This is a genomic window from Methylocystis sp., assembly GCF_046349115.1.
GTDB lineage: Bacteria > Pseudomonadota > Alphaproteobacteria > Rhizobiales > Beijerinckiaceae > Methylocystis.
On sequence record NZ_JAXMCX010000003.1, the window covers coordinates 264,295 to 290,587 of the forward strand.

The 26,293-nt window shown below is 63.2% G+C and carries 22 protein-coding genes; 6 read left to right on the plus strand and 16 right to left on the minus strand.

Going from position 1 to position 26,293, the window contains the following annotated elements:
* The first annotated feature begins 233 nt into the window (after nucleotides 1-233).
* From ppsA to U1E20_RS10770, 4 genes are all read left to right on the plus strand, one after another.
* Entirely contained in the window at nucleotides 234-2,666 is a 2,433-nt protein-coding gene (ppsA, locus tag U1E20_RS10755) for a phosphoenolpyruvate synthase (protein ID WP_409980814.1), read from the plus strand.
* 101 nt (nucleotides 2,667-2,767) lie between these two features.
* Nucleotides 2,768-3,820 (plus strand): sodium:proton exchanger, encoded by a 1,053-nt coding sequence (locus U1E20_RS10760; protein ID WP_409980598.1) that lies wholly within the window; start codon nucleotides 2,768-2,770, stop codon nucleotides 3,818-3,820.
* A 95-nt stretch (nucleotides 3,821-3,915) separates the two neighbouring features.
* A complete protein-coding gene (locus U1E20_RS10765) occupies nucleotides 3,916-4,410 on the plus strand; it encodes a cupin domain-containing protein (RefSeq protein WP_409980599.1) in 495 nt (164 codons plus the stop codon).
* A gap of 378 nt (nucleotides 4,411-4,788) precedes the next feature.
* A complete protein-coding gene (locus U1E20_RS10770) occupies nucleotides 4,789-5,292 on the plus strand; it encodes a DUF992 domain-containing protein (protein ID WP_409980600.1) in 504 nt (167 codons plus the stop codon).
* Nucleotides 5,293-5,365: 73 nt separating this feature from the next.
* On the opposite strand, the gene U1E20_RS10775 is transcribed toward U1E20_RS10770, so the two are convergent.
* The 3 genes from U1E20_RS10775 to U1E20_RS10785 all read right to left on the minus strand — a co-directional run bounded on the left by U1E20_RS10775 (nucleotide 5,366) and on the right by U1E20_RS10785 (nucleotide 8,850).
* Nucleotides 5,366-6,373, minus strand: coding sequence for a DUF4331 family protein (locus U1E20_RS10775; RefSeq protein ID WP_409980601.1), 1,008 nt, complete (start codon nucleotides 6,371-6,373; stop codon nucleotides 5,366-5,368).
* Between the two features lie 101 nt (nucleotides 6,374-6,474).
* Entirely contained in the window at nucleotides 6,475-7,350 is an 876-nt protein-coding gene (mmsB, locus tag U1E20_RS10780; protein ID WP_409980602.1) for a 3-hydroxyisobutyrate dehydrogenase, read from the minus strand.
* A 3-nt stretch (nucleotides 7,351-7,353) separates the two neighbouring features.
* On the minus strand, nucleotides 7,354-8,850 hold the full coding sequence (locus U1E20_RS10785) for a CoA-acylating methylmalonate-semialdehyde dehydrogenase (protein ID WP_409980603.1): 1,497 nt from the start codon (nucleotides 8,848-8,850) through the stop codon (nucleotides 7,354-7,356).
* Between the two features lie 135 nt (nucleotides 8,851-8,985).
* On the opposite strand from U1E20_RS10785, the gene phhA reads away from it, so the two are divergent.
* On the plus strand, nucleotides 8,986-9,864 hold the full coding sequence (phhA, locus tag U1E20_RS10790; RefSeq protein ID WP_409980604.1) for a phenylalanine 4-monooxygenase: 879 nt from the start codon (nucleotides 8,986-8,988) through the stop codon (nucleotides 9,862-9,864).
* 152 nt (nucleotides 9,865-10,016) lie between these two features.
* Here phhA and U1E20_RS10795 read toward each other — a convergent pair whose 3' ends face one another.
* The 3 genes from U1E20_RS10795 to hppD are packed head-to-tail and all read right to left on the minus strand — an operon-like array spanning nucleotide 10,017 to nucleotide 13,427.
* A complete protein-coding gene (locus U1E20_RS10795; protein WP_409980605.1) occupies nucleotides 10,017-11,030 on the minus strand; it encodes a fumarylacetoacetate hydrolase family protein in 1,014 nt (337 codons plus the stop codon).
* The gene (hmgA, locus tag U1E20_RS10800) at nucleotides 11,027-12,328 is read right to left on the minus strand and encodes a homogentisate 1,2-dioxygenase (protein ID WP_409980606.1); all 1,302 of its coding nucleotides are present in this window, start codon (nucleotides 12,326-12,328) and stop codon (nucleotides 11,027-11,029) included. The genes U1E20_RS10795 and hmgA overlap by 4 nt, the downstream gene beginning before the upstream one ends.
* Nucleotide 12,329: 1 nt before the next feature.
* A complete protein-coding gene (hppD, locus tag U1E20_RS10805; protein WP_409980607.1) occupies nucleotides 12,330-13,427 on the minus strand; it encodes a 4-hydroxyphenylpyruvate dioxygenase in 1,098 nt (365 codons plus the stop codon).
* Between the two features lie 68 nt (nucleotides 13,428-13,495).
* Here hppD and maiA point away from each other — a divergent pair, with 68 nt between their 5' ends.
* Entirely contained in the window at nucleotides 13,496-14,125 is a 630-nt protein-coding gene (gene maiA / locus U1E20_RS10810; protein ID WP_409980608.1) for a maleylacetoacetate isomerase, read from the plus strand.
* A 3-nt stretch (nucleotides 14,126-14,128) separates the two neighbouring features.
* On the opposite strand, the gene U1E20_RS10815 is transcribed toward maiA, so the two are convergent.
* From U1E20_RS10815 to U1E20_RS10860, 10 genes are all read right to left on the minus strand, one after another.
* Nucleotides 14,129-15,229, minus strand: a complete 1,101-nt coding sequence (locus tag U1E20_RS10815) for a dihydrolipoamide acetyltransferase family protein (RefSeq protein WP_409980609.1) — start codon at nucleotides 15,227-15,229, stop codon at nucleotides 14,129-14,131.
* Nucleotides 15,226-16,206, minus strand: coding sequence for an alpha-ketoacid dehydrogenase subunit beta (locus tag U1E20_RS10820; RefSeq protein ID WP_409980610.1), 981 nt, complete (start codon nucleotides 16,204-16,206; stop codon nucleotides 15,226-15,228). The genes U1E20_RS10815 and U1E20_RS10820 overlap by 4 nt, the downstream gene beginning before the upstream one ends.
* Nucleotides 16,199-17,296: a pyruvate dehydrogenase (acetyl-transferring) E1 component subunit alpha gene (pdhA, locus tag U1E20_RS10825; protein WP_409980611.1), complete on the minus strand. Its 1,098-nt coding sequence runs from the start codon at nucleotides 17,294-17,296 to the stop codon at nucleotides 16,199-16,201. The genes U1E20_RS10820 and pdhA overlap by 8 nt, the downstream gene beginning before the upstream one ends.
* A gap of 161 nt (nucleotides 17,297-17,457) precedes the next feature.
* Nucleotides 17,458-18,648 (minus strand): acetyl-CoA C-acyltransferase, encoded by a 1,191-nt coding sequence (locus tag U1E20_RS10830; protein ID WP_409980612.1) that lies wholly within the window; start codon nucleotides 18,646-18,648, stop codon nucleotides 17,458-17,460.
* An 18-nt stretch (nucleotides 18,649-18,666) separates the two neighbouring features.
* Nucleotides 18,667-19,740, minus strand: coding sequence for a 3-hydroxyisobutyryl-CoA hydrolase (locus U1E20_RS10835; RefSeq protein ID WP_409980613.1), 1,074 nt, complete (start codon nucleotides 19,738-19,740; stop codon nucleotides 18,667-18,669).
* Nucleotides 19,741-19,742: 2 nt separating this feature from the next.
* Nucleotides 19,743-20,894 (minus strand): acyl-CoA dehydrogenase family protein, encoded by a 1,152-nt coding sequence (locus U1E20_RS10840; RefSeq protein ID WP_409980614.1) that lies wholly within the window; start codon nucleotides 20,892-20,894, stop codon nucleotides 19,743-19,745.
* A 70-nt stretch (nucleotides 20,895-20,964) separates the two neighbouring features.
* Complete coding sequence (locus U1E20_RS10845) at nucleotides 20,965-21,882, minus strand: hydroxymethylglutaryl-CoA lyase (protein ID WP_409980815.1); 918 nt, start codon at nucleotides 21,880-21,882, stop codon at nucleotides 20,965-20,967.
* The gene (locus tag U1E20_RS10850; RefSeq protein ID WP_409980615.1) at nucleotides 21,879-23,885 is read right to left on the minus strand and encodes an acetyl/propionyl/methylcrotonyl-CoA carboxylase subunit alpha; all 2,007 of its coding nucleotides are present in this window, start codon (nucleotides 23,883-23,885) and stop codon (nucleotides 21,879-21,881) included. Before U1E20_RS10850 ends, U1E20_RS10845 begins: the two co-directional genes overlap by 4 nt.
* Nucleotide 23,886: 1 nt before the next feature.
* Entirely contained in the window at nucleotides 23,887-24,675 is a 789-nt protein-coding gene (locus U1E20_RS10855) for an enoyl-CoA hydratase-related protein (RefSeq protein ID WP_409980616.1), read from the minus strand.
* Nucleotides 24,676-24,685: 10 nt separating this feature from the next.
* Nucleotides 24,686-26,293 carry a carboxyl transferase domain-containing protein gene (locus tag U1E20_RS10860; protein WP_409980617.1) on the minus strand — a complete coding sequence of 536 codons (1,608 nt, stop codon included), beginning with the start codon at nucleotides 26,291-26,293 and terminating at the stop codon, nucleotides 24,686-24,688.

Here is a 26,293-nt window from a genome sequence, read left to right on the forward strand (position 1 = left end):
GTAAGCGTGCTCCATCGGACAGTATCGGCCTCCGCAAACCGATGCTTAAGCCAATACGACCGCCACTGCGACTAAAAACACGTCCCGATCACAGAAATTCCGTGCATACGCTCACTATCGCCGCGCGCCTGCAATATTTATGGCCCAATTGGCTCAACGTCTTGTCGCCCGGACCCAACCAAAAAGAGCGCGTCATGAACGAAACGGCCGATTCCCTCATTTCCCAAGAAACAATGTCAGCGCCTCCCAAGCCCGCGCGCTTCATTCGCTTTTTCGACGAAGTCGGCATCGCCGACGTGCCGCTTGTCGGCGGCAAGAACGCATCGCTCGGCGAAATGTACCGGGAGCTGACGGCTAAAGGCATCCTGGTCCCCAATGGCTTCGCCGTCACCGCCGACGCCTATCGCCATGCGCTGGACCAGGCCGGCGCCTGGACCGCCCTCAAGGCCGCGCTCGATGGGCTAAATCCGTCTGACGTCGACGATTTGGCCAAGCGCGCCGCACGCGCCCGCGACATCGTCTATGGCGCGCCGACGCCGCCCGATCTCGAGGCGGAAATCCGCACCGCGCTAGCCCGGCTCGCGCAGGAATATGGCGCCGATCTGACGGTCGCCGTGCGCTCCTCGGCGACCGCCGAAGATTTGCCGAACGCGAGTTTCGCCGGCCAGCATGACACCTATCTCAATGTGCGCGGCGCCGCGGCCGTTCTCGACGCGATTCGGCATTGCTTCGCGAGTCTCTTTACCGACCGCGCCATTCGCTATCGCATCGACAATGGCTTCGATCATTTCAAAGTGTTCAACTCGGTCGGCGTGATGAAAATGGCGCGGTCGGATCTGGCCGCGTCCGGCGTCATCTTCACGATCGACACCGAAAGCGGATTCGAGGACGTCGTCTTCATCACCGGCGCTTACGGGCTGGGCGAAAATGTGGTCCAGGGCGCGGTCGATCCGGATGAATTCTACGTCTTCAAACCCACCTATCAGCGGGGCAAGCGCGCGGTCCTGAAGCGCACGCTCGGCGCGAAAAAAATCAGGATGGTGTTTTCCGATCGCGGCAGGGCGACGACGCGCAACCTTCCGACCGACGTGAAGGACCGAGAGAAATTCTGCATTTCCGACGAAGAGGCGCTGACGCTCGCCGGACAGGCGATGACGATCGAGGCGCATTACAGCGCCAAGGCCGGCGCGCCCCGTCCGATGGACATTGAATGGGCGAAGGACGGCGTCGACGGCCGGCTCTATATCGTCCAGGCGCGTCCCGAAACGGTCGCGTCTCGCCGTGACCGCAACATCGCCGAAATCTACACGGTGACGAAGCATGGCGCCGTGAAGGTCGAAGGACGCGCGGTCGGCGCCAAGATCGCCAGCGGTAGAGCGCGGGTGATCGAGCATGTCAGCGCGCTTTCGACATTCGTCCCGGGCGAGATTCTCGTCGCCGACACGACCTCGCCCGATTGGGGCACCGTGATGAAATCGGCCGCCGCCATCGTGACCAATCGCGGCGGGCGCACCTGTCACGCCGCGATCGTCGCGCGCGAACTCGGCATTCCCGCGATCGTCGGCACGGATGCGGCGACGCGCCTCATCCACACCGGCGATCTGATTTCGGTGAGCTGCGCCGAGGGCGACGTCGGCATGGTTTATGAAGGCGACATCGAGTTTGAGGTGGAAAGAGTCAATCTTTCGACTCTGGCGAAGCCCGCCACGCACATCATGATGAATGTCGGCAATCCCGACAGCGCTTTCACGCTCGCCGCCCTGCCGAACGACGGCGTGGGTCTCGCGCGCATGGAGTTCGTCATCGCCGATTCGATCAAGGCGCATCCGATGGCGCTCGTTCACCCCGAGCGGCTCGAGCCGCGCGATCGCGCCGAAATTGCCAAACTGACCGCCAATTATGCGAGCCCCGGCGAATTCTTCGTCAAGCGTCTGTCGGAAGGCGTCGGCGCGATCGCGGCGGCGTTTTACCCGAAGCCTGTCGTCGTGCGCATGTCCGACTTCAAAAGCAATGAATATGCGTCACTGCTCGGCGGCGGCGTATTCGAAGCCTATGAAGCAAATCCGATGATCGGCTTTCGCGGCGCTTCACGCTATGCCCACCCCGCCTATAAGGACGGTTTCGCGCTCGAATGCGCCGCGATGAAACGCGTGCGCGACGAGATGGGACTCATCAACGTCAAGCTGATGATTCCCTTCTGCCGCCGCATCGATGAAGCTGACAAAGTCCTTTCCCTGATGCACGAGCTGGGTCTAGAACGCGGCAAGAACGGGCTCGAAATTTACGTGATGTGCGAAATTCCGAACAATGTGTTGTTGATCGATCAATTCTCCAAGCGCTTCGACGGATTTTCGATCGGCTCGAATGATCTGACGCAATTGACGCTTGGCGTCGACCGCGACTCGGAAATCGTCGCCTTCGACTTCGACGAGCGCGACGCAGGCGTCAAGGAGATCATTCGCTTGGCGGTCGAGGGCGCGAGACGCAACGGCCGTCACTGCGGAATCTGCGGCCAGGCGCCCTCGGATTATCCTGAAATCGCCGAGTTCCTAGTCGGCCTCGGGATCGACTCGATCAGCCTCAATCCCGACACGGTCCTGCAGACGACGAAGCGCATCGTCGAATTGGAGAAACGTCTCGGCAGAGCGCCGAGAAAGATTGATTGATTGATCGCGCCCGTCTTTCGACCAACACAATTTGCTCCACGCGCCGAACGCCGCCGGAGTCCATCACTCCTCGGCGACGCGGCGCCAGCGAGGGATTCAACATGAAAGTTTTCGCCACGATGGCGCCGGCCGCCGCACTTATCGGAATCGCGGCGGCGCTGCATTTCGCGGAAGCTGGGTCGATCATCAATTTTGTCGCCTCGGCGCTGGCGCTCGCGAGCGTCGCGCATGTCATCGGCGAAGCCACCGACCAGCTTGGCAACCGTCTCTCGCCGGCGACGACGGGAATCATTCAGTCGGCAGTCGGCAATCTGCCCGAACTCTTCGTCTGTATCTTTGCGCTGAGGGCCGGGCTGCTGACTGTCGTGCAGGCTTCGCTGATCGGCTCGATTCTGTCCAACGCGCTCCTGGTTCTCGGTCTCGCCTTTGTCGCCGGCGGCTGGAAACACGGCGTTCTTTGCTTCGAGAGCCAAACGCCGCGGATGATCGCGACGCTGCTCCTTTTAGCGGTTTCGGCGCTGGTGCTGCCGACGCTCGCTCAGGAGCTGCATCTTCCGAGCGGCGCGCATGAGCAGGAGCTTGCCATCGTCTGCGCAGTCGTGCTGCTGTTGGTTTTCGTCGTTCTCACTCAGGCCATATTGAGACAGGGCCAGCGCGCGCTGCCGGCGGAGACTCATGCGCGCCTTCATGCCTGGCCGCTCGGCGCGGCGGTAGGCGTTCTCGCCGTTTGCGGAATCGCCGCCGGCTTCGTGTCCGATTGGTTCGTCGACGCGCTCGGACCCGCGATCGAAGCGCTTGGCGTCAGCGAAGCCTTCTCCGGTCTTGTCGTCGTCGCCATCGCCGGCAACGCCGTCGAGAATGTCGTCGGCGTTCGGCTCGCGGCGCAGGGCAAGGCGGATCTCGCGGTGAGCGTCATCCTCAACTCGGCGCTGCAGGTCGCGGTGGCGCTGATCCCAGCGCTCGTGCTCATTAGCTTCGCGATTGGCGGCGCGACGCCCTTCACGCTCGCCATTCCGCCGATTCTCGCGGCGGCGCTGTTTCTTTCAGTCTTGGTAGTCACCGTCGTGACCGTCGACGGCCGCGCCGACATGGTCGACGGCGCCGCGCTCATCGGGCTCTATGTCATCGTCGCGGCGATCTTCTGGTGGGGCTAGTTCCGCACTCGCGCCCTATATGTGTCGCTTAGCAGGCGGCGCCGACATCAGTCCGGCGCCGCTCGAGAGCGACAAGAGCGCGACGGGAGAGACTGATGAAAAAAAGCTTAGCAATCCTATTCGCCGGCCTTCTGGCCTTCGGCGGAACGGCGCGTGGCGGCGCGGTCGACGCGCATCGCGCCTTTCTTCCCGGCGATGTCAAATGGGCGCCGGCGCCAAGTTCGCTGCCGGGCGGCGCCGAAATGGCGGTGCTCTACGGAGATCCATCGCAGCAAGGAGATTTCGTCATTCGCATCAAGGCGCCGAAGGGCTATCGCGTGCCGCCGCACACCCATCCCGGCGCGGAACTCGTGACGATCATCTCCGGCGCCTTCAGCTTCGGCAGAGGCCCATCGGCGGACCGCGCCAGCGTCGAGAAGCTTCCAGCAGGCAGCTTTATCGCGATGCCCGGAGGCGTCCTGCATTACGTCTTTGTCGATGAAGACTCGGTGCTCCAGATCAACGCCGCCGGTCCTTGGAAGATCGACTATTACGATCCCAAAGACGATCCGCGACTCAACATCGCCCCGGCCGGAACGCCCCAAAATTAAAAATTCGGCCGACAAATGAAACGGCGCGCGCCTTTACATCCAAGGTCGCGAGCCGTTCCTTTTTGGGCTTCCGCCCGCTGGCGGCCGCCTCCCTTTTCAAGTTAGGACCGCTGACGTCGAAGACAAGCAGGATTGTTCCGCTCCTCGCGCAACGCGCCAATCGGCTTCACGATTCAATCGCGCCCTCGCTCATCCCGGCGCATCGCGCTTGCGTCGATTCGCCTGTGTGCAAATATTCCAGCGATCGTACAAGAACTTCGTCGCAGGGTTACTTTTTGCGCGTTTCGCCTTTAGAGTTCGGCCCGCGCGGTATAACTCCGCAACCCTGAATGGAGATCAATGATGATTCGATTTTCGCTCGGACGCGCGTTATGCGCGATGTCCTTCGCAATCGCGCTCGCGCCCGGCGCCGCCATGGCGCAGTCCGTGCAGGTTGGCACGCTCCTTTGCCATCTCTCCGGCGGAGTCGGCATGATCATCATCGAGAATCAAGCGCTCGACTGCGTCTACCGGGACGCGAAAGGCAGCCCGCCCCAGCATTATATCGGCAGGCTGACCAATGTCGGCGCCAATATCGGCATCAGCGGTCCGGGTCAGATGATTTGGACGGTTCTCGCGGCCACGAACAGCATCGAGCCCGGCGCGCTGTCGGGAGACTATGTCGGCGCTGAAGGATCAGCCGCGGTCGGCGCCGGCGCCGGCGCCGCCGTTCTTGTCGGCGGCTCCAACAAGACGATCTCCTTGCAGCCGGTTTCCGTCTCGCTGGGCACCGGATTGAATGTCTCCGCGGGCATCGGCAATGTCAGCCTGCAATATATGCCGGTGACGCCGCCGCCCCCGCCGCCCGGCCCCGCGCCCAAGAAGCCGCGCCACCATCGGTAAGTTCGGTCCGTGCAATGGACGAAAAAACGGGCGCGCCGCCAGCGCGCCCGTTGTTTTTTTAACGCTGTCGGCGTCACTTCGAATGGGGCGTCCCGAGGTAAGGGAATTCTTTCAAAGTGTCGGTATGCGGATTCAACCCATCCGGGGGGATGTCGCCCTTTGAAAGAAAGGAGAGACGAAAATTGATGACGTCGTCGGCGAAGGTGCGGCCGTTCGGATAGCCCGCTGGCCTTGTGGGATCGAAGCTCAGCATGTCGGGCAGGATGCCGTGTTCCTCGATCGCGGCGATCGCTTCGTCCCTCGCATAATTGCCGGTATGGCCCATCAGATGGATGAATTGTTCGAGCCAGCGCTTGCGATCATTCACCGGTTCGCTGGCGTTGTATTCTTCCTTGGTTTCGTCGGTGTTGAAGAAACTGCTGACCGACGGATGGCCGGCGCGATCGACATGGACGAGTTCGCCGTCGCGGCGGACGCTGCAGCGGCCCCAGATTTTCACGCCTGGATCGCCGCCAAGCGCGCTCGTCGGCATTTCGACGACGGTCGACAGCACATTGGCCTCGGTGTTCGAATCAACGCCCGTCCAGGGAGATTTGCCGCCAAGATGCGGCGCGGTGAAATTTCTGCCGCCGGACGTGTCGAACAGCGCGAGAATGCCGTCGTAATCGAAGAAGAATGCGTCGCTGCGCACGCCGGCGAAGAAGGTGAACTCGCCTGATCGGACGATATTCGGCTTGGGGCCGAAAGACACTTCCGCGCCCGAGACGATCTTTTCGCCGACCGGTTCGGGAGAACGGGACTGAGGCCCTTGCGCCAGATAAACGTCGAAGGTCTGTCCGCCGTTCTGCTTTGGCGAGAACACATAGCTGATCGCGATGTCGGTCAGGCAATCGCCGTCATTGTCGATGTTGAGTCGATAGATCGCCTCGGGATGAAACTCATCGTAAGAAGGATTGGCGTTGAGGATGATCGCCGTCCGGGACGGATCGCCAGGCGATTGGAACGCATAGAGATCACACAAGTCCAACCTCTGATCGCCCAGCGGCGGACCGAGGCTGAGGCCGGTGAAATGATTCGACATACGTTGCCTCCTTTAATGAACGTCAAGCTGGGTTGTTGGCGCGCCTATGCGCGCACGCTAATTCGCGTTTGTTTCAACATCAAGATTGTTCGCGAATTCTTTTATTCGCCGCGAATGAGCCTGATGATGCTCGAAAAATCCGCGCCGCCCTGGCCGGCCGCCTGATGCAAAGCATAGAGCTGCGTCGCCACGGCCCCGAGCGGCGAGGCCGCGCCGGCGTGCGCGGCGGCCTCCTGGGCGAGTCTTAAATCTTTCAGCATCAGAGCGGACATGAAGCCCGGACTGTAGTCGTTGTTCGCGGGCGACGTCGGGACCAGATCAGGCACCGGGCAGTAGCTCGTCAGCGACCAGGACTGGCCCGAGGAGATCGACGCGGCGTCGAACAGCGCCCGATGCGAAAGCCCAAGTCTTTCAGCGAGCACGAAAGCCTCCGCGGTCGCGATCATCGTGACGCCGAGCATGAGATTGTTGCAGATTTTCGCTGCCTGTCCCATGCCGGCGCCGCCGCAATGAAGCACATGCGCGCCCATATGTTCGAGGATCGGCTTCGCCGCCGCGAAGGCCGCCGCCTCGCCGCCGCACATGAAGGTCAGCGTCGCCGCCGTCGCGCCGGCGACGCCGCCCGACACCGGCGCATCGACCGAGCGCGCGCCGTTCACTTGCGCAAGAAGATGCGCGGCGCGCGCGCTTTCGATATCGATCGTGGAACAGTCGATGAGCAGTGCGCCGCGCGCTAGAGGCGCAACTTCGTTCCAGACGGCGAGCGTCTGATCGCCGCTCTGCAACATGGTGATCGCGACTTCGGCGCCCTCGATCGCTTGACGCAAGGAGGTCGCGGCGATCACGCCGTCGCTAGCGGCGGCCTTAACGAGCGAGGCGTTAAGATCGAATCCCAACGTCTCGACGCCGGCGCGCGCCAGCGCCGCCGCCATCGGGCGGCCCATATTTCCAAGTCCGATGAAAGCCGCGCGCGCCATGGCTTAAGACAAGGTCGGCATGACGAAACTCGCGCCCTCCCGAATGCCGCCGGGCCAGCGCGATGCGACCGTCTTGGTCTTGGTATAAAAGCGAATGGCGTCTGGCCCATGCTGATTGAGATCGCCGAACATCGATCGCTTCCAGCCGCCGAAAGTGTAATAGGCGAGAGGCGTCGGGATCGGCACATTGACGCCGACCATGCCGACCTCGACGCGGGAGGCGAATTCGCGCGCCGCATCGCCGTCGCGGGTGAAAATCGCGACGCCATTGCCAAATTCGTGATCATTGGCGAGCGACAGCGCTTCGTCGAAACCGCGCGCGCGCACGACGCTGAGCACCGGGCCGAAGATTTCCTCCCTATAGATGCGCATGTCGGGCCGCACCTCGTCGAAGAGGCAGCCGCCCATGTAAAAGCCGTTCTCATAGCCTTGTAGCTTGAAGCCGCGGCCATCGACTCGAAGCTTGGCGCCCTCCTCGACACCGAGCGCGACATAGTCCTTGACCCGCTCCAGATGCGCCCGCGTGATCAGCGGACCGAAATCGGCGGAAGGATCGGTCGACGGCCCCACGCGCAAATTCTCCACCCGTGGTTCGAGCCTCGCGACGAGCGCGTCGGCGGTCGCTTCGCCCACCGGCACCGCAACCGAAATCGCCATGCAGCGCTCGCCGCCCGAGCCGTAAGCCGCGCCGACCAGCGCGTCGACCGCCTGATCCATGTCGGCGTCGGGCATGATCACCATATGGTTCTTCGCGCCGCCAAAACATTGCATGCGTTTCCCATGCGCGGCGCCATGCGCATAGACATATTCGGCGATCGGCGTCGAGCCGACAAAGCCGATGGCCTTGACTCTTGGCTCTTCGAGCAGCGCGTCCACCGCTTCCTTGTCGCCATTGACGACATTGAGCACGCCCGGCGGCAGGCCGGCTTCAAGCATCAGTTCGGCGAGCAGCAGCGGCGCGCCGGGATTGCGCTCGGAGGGCTTCAAGATGAAGGCGTTGCCGCAGGCGATCGCCGGCGCGAATTTCCACATCGGAATCATCACCGGGAAATTAAAGGGCGTAATGCCGGCAACGACGCCGAGCGGCTGGCGCATCGAATAAACGTCAAAGCCCGCCGTCGCCGAATCGGTGAATTCGCCCTTCATCAGATGCGGGACGCCGATGCAGAATTCGACGACCTCGACGCCGCGCTGGATTTCGCCTTGTGCATCGGCGAGGGTCTTGCCGTGCTCGCGGGCGAGAATTGACGCTAGCCTCTCCTTCTCGCGCGCGACGAAATCGACGAATTTCATCAGCACGCGGGCGCGGCGCTGCGGATTGACCGCCGCCCATTCGCGTTGTGCCGCAGCGGCGTTGTCGACCGCGGCGCACACTTCGTCGCGGCTGGCGAACGGCACGCGGGAGATCGCGGCGCCGGTCATCGGCTCATAGGCGTCGCAAAAACGCCCGGATGTTCCCTTGACCCGGCGCCCGCCGATAAAATGCGATAATTCTTCCATGTTCGCTCATCTAAGGCGCGTCCGCGCGATGTCATCTCGCAGGAGAGGGCGACGCAATGTCATCTCGCAAGATGGCGCGAAGCGCCTATATGCCTATATATTAAAGGGTGACGGCTTCCACGACGGCCATCGACGATGGGACTGCAACTCGCGAGCAAAGGCAAGAATCGATACGCGCAGGCGCCGCGACGGGCGGACTGGACGATCGATCAGAACTGGGCCTCCTATAGCGACGAGGAGCATGACCGCTGGAACCGGCTCTTCGCCCGGCAGGCGAAGCTTTTGCCAGGCCGTGCGTGCGACGAATTCCTCGGGGCGAAGCAGAAGCTCGAACTGTCGCGCTCCGGCATTCCGGATTTCGCCGATTTGAGCCGGCGATTAAGCGCGATGACCGGCTGGAGCGTCGTCCCGGTCGCGGGGCTCATTCCCGACGACGCCTTCTTCAATCATCTCGCCAATCGGCGCTTTCCGGCGGGCGCCTTCATTCGCCCCGAGTCGGAACTTGGATATCTGCAGGAGCCGGATGTCTTCCACGATGTCTTCGGCCATGTGCCGCTCCTCGCCAATCCGACCTATGCGCGCTTTCTAGAAGCCTATGGCAAAGGCGGCCAACGGGCGCTGGCGCGCGGGCAGCTCCACAATCTCGCGCGGCTTTACTGGTATACGATCGAATTCGGCCTGATCGAGACGCCGGCGGGGCTGCGCATCTTCGGGGCCGGAATCCTGTCCTCGCCTTCGGAAACGATCTTTTCGCTCGCAGATTCCTCGCCGAACCGCGTCGCCTTCGATCTCGAACGCGTCATGCGGACCAATTACGTCATCAGCGATTTTCAGCAGACCTACTTCGTCATCGAAAGTTTCGAGAAGCTGCTCGCCGCCGGCTACCAGGATTTCGCTCCGATCTATGATCGGCTGCGCGGCGCTTCCGACTTCGCCCCTTACGAGCTGGCGCCTGGAGATCGCATCATCTCGCGCGGCGATTTTCACTATTTTCGCGCGAAGCGGAGCGCTTAAGTCGGCGCCGCGAATTAATTGCGCCAACGCCGGCTGGTTCGCAGCCATGCGAGCCTGGAGGCTCGCAGTCCAGCATGCGCCTCACTTGATGCGCCGCCCTTGGAACGCGAGCCTCCAGGCTCGCCAAAGCTCCTGCGGCCGATAGAATTATTTCATGGCGTCGCGTTCATCACCCGTTGCTCGATGGCGCCAAAGATCGAACGGCCATCGGCGTCGCGCATTTCGATGCGCGCCACATCGCCGGCCTTCAAGAATGGCGTTCGCGGCGCGCCCTCGATGAGGGTCTCCACGACGCGCTGCTCGGCGATGCAGGAGTATCCATCCCCGCCCTGCCCGATCGGCCTGCCGGGCCCGCCATCGGCGTCGCGATTGGACACCGTGCCGGAGCCGATGATCGTGCCGGCGCAGAGCGTCCGCGTTCGCGCCGCATGAGCGATGAGATGCGGAAAGTCGAAGGTCATGTCCTTGCCCGCGCCCGGCCGGCCGAATGGCGCGCCATTGACGAAGGAGAGCAGCGGCAGCGACAGCCTTCCGCCATCCCATGCGTCGCCAAGTTCGTCAGGCGTCACGGCGACGGGGGAAAAGGCGGACGCCGGCTTTGACTGGAAAAAGCCGAAGCCCTTCGCAAGCTCCGCAGCGACCAGTCCGCGCAGGGTCACGTCATTGACCAACAGGATAAGCTTGATGTGATTGCGCGCCGCCGCCGGCGTAACGCCCATCGGCACGTCGTCGGTGACCACGGCGACCTCGGCCTCGAGATCGAGCCCATGCGTCTCGTCGAGCAAGGGAATGTCGTCGCGCGGCCCGAGGAAGGCGTCGGAGCCGCCCTGATACATCAGCGGGTCGGTCCAAAAGCTCTCCGGCATATCGGCGCCGCGCGCCTTGCGAACCAGCGCGACGTGATTCACATAGGCCGAGCCGTCCGCCCATTGATAGGCGCGCGGCAGCGGCGACGCGCAATCCTCTTCGCGAAAGGGAAAGCTTTCGCGAAGACCGCATTCGAGCCGCGCCGCCAGCGCCTGCAACTGCGGCGCGACAGCCTCCCAGTCGTCGATCGCCGACTGCAGCGTCGGCGCGACGAACCCCGCCGCCACAGCCCGTGACAGATCGCGCGAAACGAGGACGAGCGCGCCGTCACGCCGGCTTTTTAGCGAGGCGAGCTTCACGGGCCCTCGCCGGTGAACTGACGCCGCAAACCCGACCAGCAGTCGGCATAATCCTTCTGCAGCGTATCGAGCGACAGCGCGAAAGCGGTCGGATAAAAAGGCAGCCGCGACTCGAACATGAAGGCGAGCCCGTCATCGATCTTCGCCGGAACAAGCTCTTCCCGTGAGGCGCGCGCGAAGGCTTCGGCGTCAGGACCATGCGGCAGCATCGCATTATGCAGCGACATGCCGCCGGGCTCGAAGCCAGAGGGCTTGGCGTCATAGCGCCCGTAAATCAGTCCCATGAATTCGCTCATGATGTTCAAATGATACCACGGAGGCCGGAAACTATGTTCCGCGACCTGCCAGCGCGGCGGAAAAATCGCGACATCGACATTGCCGACGCCGGCTTCATCCGACGGAGAGGTCAGGACCGTAAATATTGATGGGTCGGGGTGATCGAACCGCAAGGCGCCGATCGGACAGAATTTGCGCAGATCATATTTATATGGCGCATAATTGCCGTGCCAGGCGACGACGTCGAGCGGCGAATGGTCGATCTCGCAGCGATAGAAGGCGCCGCCTGATTTGATCGTAAACCGGCAGGGCTTTTCCTTGTCTTCGAAGGCGGCGGTCGGCGCAAAGAAATCGCGCGGATTGGCGAGCCCATTGGCGCCGATCACGCCGCGATAGGGCAATGTGAAAGGCGCGCCATAATTTTCGCAGACGTAGCCGCGCGACGCGCCGGCGGAAAGTTCGACGCGAAATTTCACGCCTCTCGGAATGACGCAAATCTCGCCGGGCACGCAGTCGATCAGGCCGAATTCGGTGAAGATACGCAGTTCGCCAAGCTGCGGAACAATCAGGAGTTCGCCGTCAGCGTCGTAGAAATAATCGTCCTCCATCGACCGCGCGGCGAGATAGAGATGCGCCGCCATGCCAATCCTCAGCCCGCAATCGCCAGCCGTCACGATCGTGCGCATGCCCTCGATAAGGGAGCCCGCGTCGCCCGCGACGGCGCTCGCGCTCCATCGCAGCTGCCCAAACGGCGCCGAGACATGGCGACAGGGCGCGGTCTTCCACAGGGGCTGCGATATCGGCTTGGGTTCACGGATGTGAAGGACCGAAGGCCTGATCCGGTAGAGCCACGAGCGGCGGCTGAGATGTCTCGGCGCCGTGAACGCCGAGCCGGACAATTGCTCGGCGTAAAGCCCGTATGGGCATCGTTGCGGCGAGTTCTGACCGATCGGCAGCGCGCCGGGGAGCGCTTCGCTCTCGAACTCATTGCCAAAGCCGTGCAAATAGCGCGTTGGCGTCATGTCAGCTCGCGGCCCGGTTCAACACGCCGCGGCGGATTTGGTCCTCTTCGATCGACTCGAACAGAGCGCGGAAATTTCCTTCGCCGAAGCCTTCATCGCCCTTGCGCTGAATGAATTCGAAAAAGATTGGGCCGATGACCGTTTTGGAGAAAATCTGCAACAGCAGACGGCGCGCGCCGGTCGTGACGCCGTCGATCAGAATGCCGAGCTCCCTGAGCCGCTGCGTCGGCTCGCCATGGCCCGGGAGCCTCTGCTCCAGCGCATCATAATAGGCGTCCGGCGGCGCTGGCATGAAATCGAGCCCGTTCTTGCGCATCGCGACAACAGTTTCGTAGATGTCGCGACAGGCGCAGGCGATATGCTGAATGCCTTCGCCCTTGTAAGCGTCGAGAAATTCCTCGATCTGGCTTTTCTCGTCCGAGCTTTCATTGATCGGAATACGAATCTTGCCGCAGGGACTGGTCATCGCGCGAGAGCGCAGGCCGGTCAGCTTGCCCTCGATGTCGAAATAGCGAATCTCCTTGAAATTGAAGATGCGCTCGTACCATTTCGCCAGCGCGTCCATGCGGCCGCGGCGCACATTATGGGTAAGATGGTCGATCTCCGTCAGGCCCACGCCGAAAGGCTTGGGATCGCGCTCGCCCGTCCATCTGAAATCGACATCCCAGATCGAACCCTGGTCGCCATAGCGATCGACGAAATAGATGAGCGAGCCGCCGACGCCTTCGATCGCCGGAATGTTCAGCTCCATCGGGCCGACGCCGAAAGCGATAGGCTTGGCGCCGTGCGAAACCGCGCGGCGCATCGCCTTGGCGGCGTCGACGACGCGAAAACCGATGCAGCAGACCGAGGGCCCATGCGCCTTCTGGAAGTCGGCGGCGAAGCTGCGCGGCTCCGCATTCAGCACATAATTCACCTCTCCCTGGCGATACAGCGTCACATTCTTGGAACGGTGGCGCGCGACCGCCGCGAAACCCATCTTTTCAAATAGCGACGCCAGTTGCGCAGGCTCCGGATGGGCGAATTCGACAAATTCGAATCCGTCCGTTCCCATCGGGTTTTCGGCGGGCGTCGCGGCGCCGCCACGCATCGACTCCATGACGAGGCCTTTGCAGCTTGCGCTGAACTGCTATTTAAATATTGCGTCGCCGGCCCGGTTAAAGACCCATGATCCTTTACGATTATTTCCGCTCGTCGGCCGCCTATCGCGTACGCATCGCGATCGCGCTCAAGGGGCTCGCCGTCGAACGCCGGCACGTCCATTTAGTGCGCGGCGAACAGCGTGACCTCGGCTATCGGGCGAAAAACCCGCTGGCGATCGTACCGACGCTGGAGCTCGACGACGGCAGACTGATCACCCAATCCTTGGCGATCATCGACTATCTTGACGCGCTACAGCCTGATCCGCCGCTCCTGCCGAAAGACGCCGTATTGGCAGCTCAGGCGCGGGCGGCGGCGTTGACGATCGCCTGCGAGATTCATCCGCTCGCCAATTTGCGAGTCATCGAGGCGCTGCAAAGTTCATTCGGCGCGAGGGACGAGCAGATCGCCGAATGGCGCCGGCGCTGGATCGCCGAGGGCCTACACGCGGTCGAAGCGCTGATCGCGCCCGCGCCTTTCGCCTTTGGCGCAACGCCCTCTCTCGCTGACATATGCCTCATTCCGCAGGTCTATAATGCGCGGCGCTTCGACGTGCCGCTCAACGACTGCCCGCGCATCCTCGTGGCAGACGCCGCCTGCAGCGTCCACCCCGCCTTCGTCGCGGCGCGGCCAGAAGCGCAACCAAACGCCGAATAATTCTCAGGCCGCGCGCGTTAGATCGGCGATCGCCGCACCGAGAAACCGGCCGGCTTCGCCGCCGGTCACCACGCGATGATCGAAAGTCAGGCTGAGCGGCAGTATCCGATGCACCGCCGGTGCGCCATCGACCGCCACGACCTCGTCGCGGATGCGGCCGGCGCCGAGAATCGCGACCGTCGGCGGCAGAACGATCGGCGCGGCGTAGCGCCCGGCGATCATGCCGAAATTCGAGAGCGTAATGGTCGCGCCGCGCAGCTCCTCGGGCGGGATGCGCCGCGCCGCGGCGTCCTCGCGCATCCTGTTCAGCGCCTTGCGCAAATCCTTTGCGTCGCGATTGCCGACATCGCGCAGGACAGGCACGAAGAGGCCCTCTTCGGAAAGATCGACGGCGACGCCAAGGTCGATCTTCTTCATCACGCGACGCGCGAAGGCATGAGGCTCGAACCAGGCGTTGAGCGCAGGCTCCGCCTCGCAGGCTTTGGCAAGAGCGCGGATCAGCCGGACGGTCGTGTCGGTCCCGGCGGCCCAGGCGTTGATGTCGGCGTCGTCGACGATGGTGGCGGCGGCGACTTCGGCCTGCGCCTGCGCCATATTATGCGCCATGGCGCGACGCGCGCCGCGCAGCGGCTCGGCGGCGACCGTCTCGCTGAGAATGCGCGCCACCCGTTCGATGTCCTGGACAGTGATCAGCCCGTCAGGTCCTGAGGGCGTCACCATGGCGAGATCGACATTGAGCTTGCGCGCCAGCGCCCGCACCGCAGGCGTCGCCCGCAGCGCCCCGCCGGCGTGACCAACCGAAATTGGCTGATCGCGGACAATTGCGGCGCCATGCTGAACCGCGCCGACGACCGATCCACTATCCTCCCCAGCGCCCTCGAAACCCACCAGTGGCGCGCCGATGCGGATCACGTCTCCGGCAGAGCCAAACAGCCGCTCGATGCGGCCGGCCTGAGGCGACGGAATTTCGACAACGGCCTTGGCGGTTTCGACCGCGACCAGCGGCTGATCGACCTTGACGTTCTCGCCGGCGGCCACGCGCCATTCGACAAGTTCGGCCTCCTGCAACCCTTCTCCGAGATCAGGGAGACGAAAAATATTCATGACGCCTCCATCGCCTGGCGAACGCCGTCGATGATGCGATCGACGCTCGGAATATATTGCTTCTCCAATTTCGCCAGCGGCACGACGACGTCATAACCGGTGACCCGCTTGATCGGCGCCAGCAGCGAATAGAGCGCCCGCTCGGCGATTTCGGCGGCGATTTCGGCGCCAAATCCGGCTGTGCGCGGCGCTTCATGGACAATGACGCAACGTCCGGTCTTTTCGACCGACCGCAGAATCGTCTCAATATCGAGCGGCTTTAGCGTCGCGACATCGATCACGTCGATCGTCACGCCCTCTTCTTCAAGCTTATCGGCCGCGGCCAGCGTCTCCGGAACCATCGCGCCCCAGGTCACGACCGTCGCGTCGGCGCCTTCCCGCAATGTGAAACAGGCGTCGAGCGGCAGTTCGGCGCCATCGTCCGCGACCTCCTCGCGAAAGAGGCGATAGAGCCGCGTCGGCTCGAGAAAGATCACCGGATCGGGATCGCGCACCGCCGCCAGAAGCAGACCATAGGCGCGCGCCGGCGAAGAGGGCGCGACAACGCGCAGCCCTGGCATATGCGCGAACATCGCTTCTGGACTTTCCGAATGATGCTCGGGCGCGTGAATGCCGGCGCCGCAAGGCGAGCGCAGCACCATCGGGCAGGTCATTCGTCCGCGCGTGCGATTGCGCAGCCGGGAGGCGTGATTGATGATCTGATCGATCGCCGGATAGATGAAGCCTGAAAACTGAATTTCGGCGACGGGCTTCAGCCCCATCGCCGCCATGCCCACCGCGACCCCGGCGATGCCGCCTTCGGCCAAGGGCGTGTCGATGACGCGATTGCGGCCGAAGCGCGACTGCAGACCGTTGGTGGCGCGAAACACGCCGCCATTGACGCCGATGTCCTCGCCGAGCAGCAGGACATCATCGTCTTCGCTCATCGCCCGCGCCAGCGCGAGATTGACCGCTTCGACCAAAGTGATTTCAGCCATGGCCGTTCCCGTTCGTTGGCGCGAAGCGGCGCGCCTCTTCGCGTTGCCACTGCATGGAGTCGGGGAGCCTAGCGTAAAGATGGTCGAACATCGCGTCGGAGCCGAGCGGCGAAGCGCTCAGATAGGCGGCGACCTCCCGGTCTACTTCTTCCGCGCACGCCTGATGAAGCGTCGCCTCCTGCTCCTTCGACCAAGCGCCTTGGCTCACGAGATAAGAGCGCAGCCGCGCGATCGGTTCGCGCGTCCACTGCACGCGGACGATCTCGGGATCGCGATAGCGCGATGCGTCGTCGGCGGTGGTGTGATCGCCGAGACGATAGGTGAGCGCCTCGATCACCGTCGGCCCGCCGCCCGACCGCGCCTTGTCGATCGCCCGACGCACGACTTCATGGACCGCGATCACGTCATTGCCGTCGACCTGCCGTCCTTCAACGCCGGCGGCGACCGCCTTTTGCGCGAGGGTTTCGGCCGCGCTTTCGAGTTCGCGCGGCGTCGATATCGCCCAGCCGTTGTTGTTGATGATGAACACGACCGGCGTCTTCCAGACTCCCGCCATATTCAGCGCTTCGTAAAAGGCGCCATTCGAAGTGCCGCCGTCGCCGATAAAAGTGACGACGACGCGAGGCTCCTTGCGCATCATCAGCGCGTAAGAAGCGCCGACCGCATGCGGCGCCTGGGTGGCGACCGGCACGCAATTTGGAAAGTCGCCGCGCGCATGTTTGAAATCGCTGCCGCGCTCGTCGCCGCCCCAATAGAGCAGACATTCCGACATCGACATGCCGCGATGGAATTGCGCCGCGTGATCGCGATAGGACGGCACGAGCACGTCGCGTTCTTCCATCGCGGCCGCCGCCCCGACGCCGATCGCCTCCTGGCCGAGCGCGGAGGCGAATGTTCCGAGCTGACCGGTGCGCTGAAGGCTGATCGCCTTATTGTCGAAGATTCTGGTTCGCGTCATCGCGCAATAGAATTGGACCAGCCGGTCAATGTCTTTCGCCGATGCGCTCGCCGCCTTGCTGATCTCGCCGCTCGGCGACAGCAATTGGACGAAATCCAAAGGGAGATCGAAGCCCATCTCAATGTTTCCCATCGCCCCGCTCCTGATGAGCGAAGTAGCGCGGCGATGCGAGGCGTCACGTCGCCGCGACAATTTTTTTGTGTTTTCGCGCCGCAGCGCGGGAGAGTCGCTGCTTGATCCTTTCTCAATTCATTCGTGAGGATTTCACTGCAACCGCACCCGAGAAACTGGCGCTAACTTGGCCGCTCTATGGCGATGGCGGTCGCCTCTCCGCCGCCGATGCAGAGCGCGGCGACGCCCTTCTTCAGGCCCATCGACTCCAGAGCGGAAAGCAGCGTGACGATGATCCGCGCGCCCGATGCGCCAATTGGGTGGCCAAGCGCGCATGCGCCGCCGCGAACATTGACCTTGTCATGCGGCAGGTCCAACTCGCGCATCGCCGCCATCGCGACGACGGCGAAAGCTTCATTGATCTCGAAGAGATCGACGTCGCCGGTCGTCCAACCGACCCGACCCATCAGCTTGCGGATCGCTTCGATCGGCATGACGGAGAAGCGACTCGGCGCGCCAGCAACGGTGACATAGCCCCTTATGAGCGCGAGCGGCGTTGCGCCGGCGCGCTCGGCGCCGTCGGCGCGCATCAGGGCCAGCGCCGCCGCCCCGTCAGATATTGCGCTGGCGTTGGCGGCGGTGATCGTTCCATCCTCCCTGAACGCCGGTTTGAGACGCGGAATATCCTCCGCCTTCGCCTTGCCGGGGAGCTCGTCGCTGGCGATGGTTCGCGCATTGGCGCCTTTGCCCAGCGTGATCGGCGCGATCTCTTGAGCGAAGGATTGGTCTGCCGTGGCGCGTTGAGCGCGCGCGAGCGAGGTCGCCGCATAATCATCCTGCATCTCGCGGGTGAATTGATATTGCGTCGCGCAATCCTCGGCGAAAGAACCCATCAGCCGGCCTTTTTCATAGGCGTCCTCGAGACCATCCAAGAACATATGATCGAGGACCTTGCGATGGCCCATCCTGTAACCCGAGCGAACGCGATCGAGCAGATAGGGCGCATTGCTCATGCTCTCCATGCCGCCCGCGACCGCGACGCGCGCGCCGCCCGCCGCGAGCTGGTCACTCAAGAGCATCACCGCCTTCATGCCCGAGCCGCACATCTTGTTGATAGTGATGGCGCCGGTCGCTTCGGAGAGTCCCGCGCCGAGCGCCGCCTGACGCGCCGGCGCCTGGCCGAGGCCGGCGGAAAGCACGCAGCCCATCGCTGCTTCGTCTATGTCGTTTGGCGCGAGTCCGGCGCGCGCCACGGCGGCTTCGATGGCGCGGGCGCCGAGCTGCGGCGCAGGAATGTCCTTCAGCTCTCCCAGAAAGGCGCCGATCGGCGTGCGCGCGGCGCCGATAATGGCGACGGGTGCGGCAGCGCTCATGACAAAGTCCTCTGGTCCTCAGCTCTCCCAGAGAGAATATGGCGACGAATTCCAGTATTTAAACATCGGCGGCGGCGTATCGTCGCCGGCGAGAATATCTTCGACCGCTTCGGCGCTCACTGCGTCGAGCCTGTCGGGCGACCATTTCGGACGCCGATCCTTGTCGATGATCGCGGCGCGAATTCCTTCATAGAGATCGTGAGTGGCGAGCATGCGGCAGGCCGCCTTGAACTCATTGGTCAGACAGGTTTCGAGATCGGGAGCCTGCGCGGCGCGCTGGAGCAATGCGCGCGTGACTTTCAGCGCCGTCGGCGACTTCGAACGGATGTCCTCAGCCGCGCCCAGCGAGAATTCCGATCCCTCGCGCGTAAAACCGGCGATCACATCCGCGACCTGCTCATACGCGGCCGCCTCAGCGAGCAATCGCTTGTGTTGCGAGAGCGGACCGTGATCGCTTTGGCGCGCAAGACGCCGCAAGGCGGCGTCGACATCCTCGGCGCGCTTAATCGTCGAGAATTCCTTGATTAGCCGCTCGATATCTTCCGATTGGATCATGAGATCGGCGAGACCGCCGTCGATGGCGTCAGCCGCCGTCACCGACGCAGCCGACAACGCCATATAGAGACCGATCGCGCCGGCGCGGGAGAGAAGCCAGCTCGCGCCCACGTCGGGAAAGAATCCGATGCCGACCTCCGGCATGGCGATCCGGCTCCGCTCGGTCACGACCCGCCGGTTGCCATGCGACGATATGCCGACGCCGCCGCCCATGACGATCCCATCCATGATCACGACATAGGGCTTGGGAAAGGAAGCGATGCGGGCGTTGAGCTGATATTCCTCGCGCCAGAAGTCGGCGAACCGCCGCTTCTGCGCAGCCTCCAACTCATAGAGAATCCTCACGTCGCCGCCGGCGCAGAGGCCGCGATCGCCGGCGCCGGCGACAAGCACGGCGCAAACGCCATCGTCGTCGCCAAATTCGTCAAGCGCCCGCCGAAATTCCCGCACCATCGGCAGCGTCAGCGTATTGAGCGCCTGCGGCCGGTTGAGCAGAATGCGCCCGAGCCGACCCTCGCGCGAAGCGATAAGCTCCATGGCTACTTTAGTAGCGCACGCGCGATGATGACGCGCATGATTTCATTGGTTCCTTCGAGAATCTGATGGACGCGCAGGTCGCGAACGATTTTCTCGACTCCATATTCGCTGAGGTAGCCATAGCCGCCATGCAACTGCAGCGCCTCATTGGCGACGTTAAAACCGGCATCGGTGACGACGCGCTTCGCCATCGCGCAGAGCGTCGTGGCGCCGGGAGCCTTGGCGTCAAGCGCGGTCGCCGCGCGCCACAGAAAGGTGCGCGACACTTCAAGCTGTGTGGCCATGTCGGCGAGACGGAACTGCAACGCCTGGAATTGGTCGAGCGCCTGGCCGAAGGCCTTGCGCGCGCTCATATAGCGCAAAGCATGATCGAAGGCCGACTGCGCGCCGCCGAGCGAACAGGCGGCGACGTTCAACCGCCCGCCGTCGAGCGCCGCCATCGCGATCTTGAATCCATCGCCCTCGCGGCCGATGAGATTTCCCGCGGGCACGCGGCATTCGTCGAAAATGACGGCGCGGGTCGGCTGGGCGTTCCATCCCATCTTTCTCTCGAGCGCGCCGAAGCTCAATCCCGGCGTTCCGCCTTCCACGACGAACGCCGATATGCCTTTCGGGCCGGGCTCGCCGGTGCGCGCCATGACCACATAGAGATGATCGTCGCCGCCCGCGCCGGCGCCCGAAATAAATTGCTTCGCGCCATTCAAGACATAATCATCGCCGCTCTGCGTCGCCTGCGTGCGCAACGCCGCCGCGTCCGAACCGCTGCCCGACTCGGTCAGGCAATAGCTCGATAGAACCTCCAGCGTGATGAGCTTCGGCAGCCATTTATCGATCTGCCGCTCGCTCCCGAAAGCGTCGACGAGAGTCGCACACATGTTGTGAATCGAAAGATAGGCGGCGATCGTCGGACAGCCCATGGCGAGCGCTTCGAAGATCAGCACACCGTCGAAACGCGTCAGTCCGGCGCCGCCTGACGCCTCACGCACATTGATCGCCGCCATGCCCAGCGCCGCAGCGTCGCGCAGCGTGTCCATGGGGAAGACATGTTCGCGATCCCAATCGAGCGCAAAGGGCGCAAGTCGATCGCGTCCAAAGTCGCGCGCCATCTCGCGGATGGCCTCCCGTTCGGCGCTCAATTCGAAATAGGATGTCATGGCGCGATCTACCGCGAGGGCTGACGTTAATCTGTCGCGGCGCAGTTTTTTGACAAGGCGTCGACTCTAATCATGCGCCGACCGGCTGGTCGCTTTTCGCGCCATAGGCCAACGCGACGCGGCTCGCCGGCGCGCGATTGAGCTGCGCGCAGGCGAATGCGCCTGCCGCGATGAGTCGCTCGAGCGATATGTTGGTTTCAACATTCATCTGCTGCAGCATGTAGACGACATCTTCGGTCGCGACATTGCCCGCTGAGCCCGGCGCGAAGGGACATCCGCCGATGCCGGCGACCGAACTGTCGATAATGCAGACGCCGCTTTCGAGGCAAGCGAAAATATTGGCGAGCGCCTGCCCGTAGGTGTCGTGAAAATGCACCGCGATTTTATCCAGAGGCGCGACCCTCGCCACGCGCTCCACCAGTCGGCGAGCCTGCAGCGGCGTACCGACGCCGATGGTGTCGCCGAGCGAGATTTCGAAGCAGCCCATGTCCAGGAGCGCGCTCGCGACCGACACGACTCTGGCGTAATCGACGGCGCCTTCATAAGGGCACCCCAGGGCGCAGGAAACATAGCCGCGCGTCATGACGCCGTAGCGCCGCGCCTCGGCGACGACTTTTGCGTATCGTTCAAGACTTTCATCGATCGAACAATTAATGTTGCGCTTCGAAAATGTCTCGGAGGCGGCGGCGAATACGGCAATCTCGTCGGCGCCTGCCGAGAGAGCGTCCGCAAGTCCGCGAAGATTTGGAACGAGCGCAGAGAGTCGCAGATTTTGCCTCGAGACGAGCGCGAAAGTTTCGTCCGTGTGCGCCATTTGGGGCACGGCGGTCGGCGAGACGAAGCTGCCGCCTTCGATGCGCCTGATCCCAGCGGCCGCGAGACGGTTGATGAACTCGGCCCTTACCTGCGGCGACAGCGTCAACTTCTCATTCTGCAAGCCGTCGCGAGGGCCGACTTCCACGATACAGACTCGTGAGGGGACATTTATGGGCATTTTGTTTGCGCCAGCATAACAAGTTCCGCGCCTTCCTTCGCCATGTCGCCCACCGCGCAGGCGACGCTCTTGACGACGCCGTCATGCGGCGCGGCCACAGCGATCTCCATTTTCATTGCCTCCAGAACCACGAGCGTCTGCCCTTTGCTGACCAATTCGCCAGGCCTCACGGCGACGCGAGTGACGGTCGCCGGCATCGGCGCGCGCACACGATCGTCGGACGGTCCCCGATCCTGTAGAGACGCCGCTGTCCGTAACCAATCCACGACATGATTTCTACCGCGTAGAACGATGATGAGGCTGTCGCGCATGACAATGGTCGCGACCTCAAGCTTAACTGCGCCAACACGCAGAAGCAGGCGATCGCCTTTCTTCTCAAACTCCACGAAAGACACGACGCCGCCAAAACTTAGCGAAAAGCCAGCGTTTTGCGGCCGCAGGATGTGCGCCCTTAGAATTCGGCCCGCCTGCGTAACAGCGAATTCGCAGCCGGCGCATTCATAGATGCGCCAAGCGTCAGCCTTGGCCCAGGGCGACCAATTGTCGCCGAGCGCCTCGCTCGATTCCTTCGCCGCGCGCTGAATGTCGACGAGGAACAATGACGCCGCCGCCGCAACAAGGACGCGATCCAAATCAATGTCCGTCGCAGCAGGGGCAGTCAGCGTATCGATATTATTCGCAACGAATTCCGTATCGTAATCGCCGCGCGCCATGGCGTCGCTCTTGGCAATCGCCCGCAGCAGATCGAGATTGGTCGAGACTCCAACGATCTCAAACTCTTCAAGCGCCGCCTGCAGGCGCGCCAGCGCCTGCGCGCGGTTCTCGCCATGGACGATCAGCTTCGCCAGCAGCGAGTCATAGTAAGGCGCGACCTGATCGCCGGCGCGAACGCCCGAATCGATGCGCAGGAAAGGCGCGGGCTGCGGCGCCCGAAAGTGAACAATCTCGCCGACCGCAGGCAAAAAGCCGCGCGCGGGGTCTTCGGCGCAAAGCCGCGCCTCGATCGCGCAGCCGCTTAGCTTCAGCTCATTTTGAGTGAAGGGAAGCGGCGCGCCACAGGCGATGCGCAGCTGCCATTCGACGAGGTCCTGGTTCGAAACCATCTCGGTGACCGGATGTTCGACCTGCAGCCGCGTGTTCATTTCAAGAAAATAGAAGTGGTCGTCGCCGACTAGAAATTCGACCGTGCCGGCGCCGACATAGCCGGCCGCGCGCGCGACCCGGACCGCGACGTCGCTCATCTGCTGGCGCAGCGACGGCGTCAGCCCAGGCGCCGGCGTCTCTTCGATGATCTTTTGGCGGCGACGCTGCAGGGAGCAGTCGCGCTCGTGAAAGGAGATGACGCCGCCATGCGAGTCCGCGAAGATTTGGATTTCGACATGCTTATAACCGGAGAAATATTTTTCGACGAACAGCGTATCGTCGCCAAACGCCGCGCGCGCTTCGCGCCGGGCGCCGTCGAGCGCCGATGACAATTCTTCGGGCGATTGAACAATGCGCATGCCCCTGCCGCCGCCGCCGGCCGACGCCTTGACGAGCAGCGGAAAGCCGATGGCGTGCGCGGCTTCGATAAGTTCGGCGTCATCGCCACTGCGTGAACCCGGCGCAACGGGCGCTCCCGCCTGCGCCATCGCCGCCTTGGCGGCGCTCTTTGCGCCAAGCAGCCGCATCGCGCGCGGCGGCGGTCCAACGAAGATCAATCCATTCGCCGCGCAGCATTCAGCGAAATCGGCGTTCTCGGAAAGAAAGCCGTAGCCGGGATGCAATGCGTCGGCCCCGGAGCGCTTCGCGACCTCGATGATTTTCTCGATCGAGAGATAGCTGTCGCGCGCCGGGGCGGGTCCGAGCAGATAGGCTTCGTCGGCCAATTCGACATGCTGCGCATGCGCGTCGACTTCCGAGTAAACGGCGACGGTCGCGACGCCCATTCTCTTCGCTGTCCGCATGATCCGGCAAGCGATCTCGCCGCGGTTCGCGATGAGGAGCTTGCGCATCATTTCAATCGGCCGCGAGCCAGTTCGGTGGGCGCTTTTCAACAAAGGCGGAAAGACCTTCCCGCGCTTCGGCGCTCGATCTTCGCGCAGCCAAACGATGCGCGGCCTCGCGAAGAAGCTCCGCATTGACGCCCTGGCCATGGCATTCAGCGAAAAAGGCCTTTGCGTCCGCCTGCGCGTCCGGCGCGCCGCGAAGCAATTCGGCGACGATCGCCGCATGCGCGAGGCCCGTCTCCAACGCCGGCGCCACGCGATGCACGAGACCCATCCTCTGGGCCTCGGCGGCGGAAAACCGCTCCGCCGTCAACGCATATCGGCGCAGCTGCCGCGCGCCAATCGCACGAATGAGAAAGGGCGCGACGATCGCCGGCAGCAATCCGAGCCGCACTTCGCTGAGCGAGAAAGACGCGTCATCGGCGGCGATGACGATGTCGCAGCACGCCAGCAGACCAACGCCCCCGCCGACCACGACGCCCTTGGCCAGGGCGATCGTAGGCTTTGACGCGATATCCAGAGCGTGCAGCATTTGCGCGAGCGCCAAAGCGTCCTGTTCATTCGCATTGGACGAGCCTTGCGCGACGCCGATCATCGCGCCGATATCGCCGCCGGCGCAAAAATAGTCTCCGGCGCCTTCTAGGGTAATGATTCGAATATCGGCGCGCGCCTCCATTGCTTCGACGGCGTCCTTGAGCAGGCCGATGAGCTCCGGGTCGAGGGCGTTGCGCTTCTGCGGCCGATTGAGCGTCAACGTCGCGACGCCATTCGCGTCGATCGATTCCAGCAAAGCGGTCATGAAAGTTCGCTCACATACGAAACAGGCCGAAGCGCGTCTCCTCGATCGGCGCCTTCAGCGCGAAAGATAGGGCAAGCGCGACGGTTCGTCTCGTGTCGAGCGGATCGATGACGCCATCGTCCCAAAGCCGCGCGCTCGAATAGAGGGGCAGGCTTTGGCGCTCATATTGTTCGCGAATCGGGCGGGCGAAATCTTCCTCCTCGGCCGCCGAAAATTCCTTCTTACGCTTCTCCATGGCTTCCCGCTTGACGCGGGTCAGCACGCTCGCCGCCTGTTCGCCGCCCATGACGCCGATGCGCGCGCCAGGCCACATCCATAAAAATCGCGGCGAATAGGCGCGCCCGCACATCGCGTAATTGCCGGCGCCGAAGCTGCCGCCGACAATAATCGAGAGCTTTGGAACCGCGGCGGTCGCCACCGCCGTCACCATTTTCGCGCCTTCCTTGGCGACCCCCGCGCTTTCATATTTCGCGCCGACGATGAACCCCGTGGTGTTGTGCAGGAACAAGAGCGGCGTCTGGCGCCGCGCGCAAAGTTCGATGAAATGCGCGCCCTTTTGCGCGCTCTCGGGGAATAAGACGCCATTGTTGGCGACAATCCCGACCGGATAGCCATGGATATGCGCGAAGCCGGTCACCAGCGACGGTCCATAGAGCTTGCGGAATTCGTCGAATTCGCTGGCGTCGACAAGGCGCGCGATCACTTCGCGGATGTCGAACTGCTTTCGCGGATCCTGCGGCAGCAGACCATAGATTTCGGCCGGGTCGTAACAAGGTTCCGCAGGCCGCCTCACCGCAACCTTCATGGTCCCCGCAGGGCCGAGATTGCCGACGATGTCCCGCGCGATCTCCAAGGCATGCGCGTCATTCTCGGCGCAATGATCGGCGACGCCGGAGCGACGGCAATGCACGTCGGCGCCGCCGAGCTCCTCGGCGCTCACGACTTCGCCGGTCGCCGCTTTGACGAGCGGCGGCCCGGCAAGAAATATCGCGCCTTGATTGCGGACAATGATGGTTTCGTCGCACATCGCCGGCACATAGGCGCCGCCGGCCGTGCAGGAGCCCATGACGACCGCGATCTGCGCGACGCCGCGCGACGACATCGTCGCCTGATTAAAGAAAATGCGGCCGAAATGATCCCGGTCGGGAAAGACGTCCTCCTGGCTGGTCAGATTGGCGCCGCCGGAATCGACCAGATAAAGGCAGGGCAAATCATTCTGCGCCGCGATTTCCTGCGCGCGCAGATGCTTCTTGACCGTTAAGGGAAAGTAGACGCCGCCTTTGACCGTGGCGTCATTGGCGACGATCATGCATTCGCGCCCATGCACGCGGCCCACGCCGGCGACGACTCCGGCCGCCGCGACGCGCCCGTCATACATGCCATGCGCCGCGAAGGGCGCGATTTCGAGAAAGGGCGACAAGGGATCGATGAGCGCGTCAATGCGCTGACGCGCCAGCATTTTCCCGCGCGCGAGATGGCGTTCGCGCGCGGCCGCGTCGCCGCCGAGGCGAATCTCCCCCGCAATCCTTTTCAGCTCCGCGACCCGCTCGGCCATGAATTGATAGTTCTTCGCGTAATCCGCGTCTTTCACATTCACAAGGCTGTCGAAGCGGGGCAT

Coding starts and splice junctions, on each gene's coding strand:
- ppsA (WP_409980814.1), top strand. CDS start 234: ATGTCAGCGCCTCCCAAGCCCGCGCGCTTCATTCGCTTTTTCGACGAA.
- U1E20_RS10760 (WP_409980598.1), top strand. CDS start 2,768: ATGAAAGTTTTCGCCACGATGGCGCCGGCCGCCGCACTTATCGGAATC.
- U1E20_RS10765 (WP_409980599.1), top strand. CDS start 3,916: ATGAAAAAAAGCTTAGCAATCCTATTCGCCGGCCTTCTGGCCTTCGGC.
- U1E20_RS10770 (WP_409980600.1), top strand. CDS start 4,789: ATGTCCTTCGCAATCGCGCTCGCGCCCGGCGCCGCCATGGCGCAGTCC.
- U1E20_RS10775 (WP_409980601.1), bottom strand. CDS start 6,373: ATGTCGAATCATTTCACCGGCCTCAGCCTCGGTCCGCCGCTGGGCGAT.
- mmsB (WP_409980602.1), bottom strand. CDS start 7,350: ATGGCGCGCGCGGCTTTCATCGGACTTGGAAATATGGGCCGCCCGATG.
- U1E20_RS10785 (WP_409980603.1), bottom strand. CDS start 8,850: ATGGAAGAATTATCGCATTTTATCGGCGGGCGCCGGGTCAAGGGAACA.
- phhA (WP_409980604.1), top strand. CDS start 8,986: ATGGGACTGCAACTCGCGAGCAAAGGCAAGAATCGATACGCGCAGGCG.
- hmgA (WP_409980606.1), bottom strand. CDS start 12,328: ATGACGCCAACGCGCTATTTGCACGGCTTTGGCAATGAGTTCGAGAGC.
- hppD (WP_409980607.1), bottom strand. CDS start 13,427: ATGGAGTCGATGCGTGGCGGCGCCGCGACGCCCGCCGAAAACCCGATG.
- maiA (WP_409980608.1), top strand. CDS start 13,496: ATGATCCTTTACGATTATTTCCGCTCGTCGGCCGCCTATCGCGTACGC.
- U1E20_RS10815 (WP_409980609.1), bottom strand. CDS start 15,229: ATGAATATTTTTCGTCTCCCTGATCTCGGAGAAGGGTTGCAGGAGGCC.
- U1E20_RS10820 (WP_409980610.1), bottom strand. CDS start 16,206: ATGGCTGAAATCACTTTGGTCGAAGCGGTCAATCTCGCGCTGGCGCGG.
- pdhA (WP_409980611.1), bottom strand. CDS start 17,296: ATGGGAAACATTGAGATGGGCTTCGATCTCCCTTTGGATTTCGTCCAA.
- U1E20_RS10830 (WP_409980612.1), bottom strand. CDS start 18,648: ATGAGCGCTGCCGCACCCGTCGCCATTATCGGCGCCGCGCGCACGCCG.
- U1E20_RS10835 (WP_409980613.1), bottom strand. CDS start 19,740: ATGGAGCTTATCGCTTCGCGCGAGGGTCGGCTCGGGCGCATTCTGCTC.
- U1E20_RS10840 (WP_409980614.1), bottom strand. CDS start 20,894: ATGACATCCTATTTCGAATTGAGCGCCGAACGGGAGGCCATCCGCGAG.
- U1E20_RS10850 (WP_409980615.1), bottom strand. CDS start 23,885: ATGATGCGCAAGCTCCTCATCGCGAACCGCGGCGAGATCGCTTGCCGG.
- U1E20_RS10855 (WP_409980616.1), bottom strand. CDS start 24,675: ATGACCGCTTTGCTGGAATCGATCGACGCGAATGGCGTCGCGACGTTG.
- U1E20_RS10860 (WP_409980617.1), bottom strand. CDS start 26,293: ATGCCCCGCTTCGACAGCCTTGTGAATGTGAAAGACGCGGATTACGCG.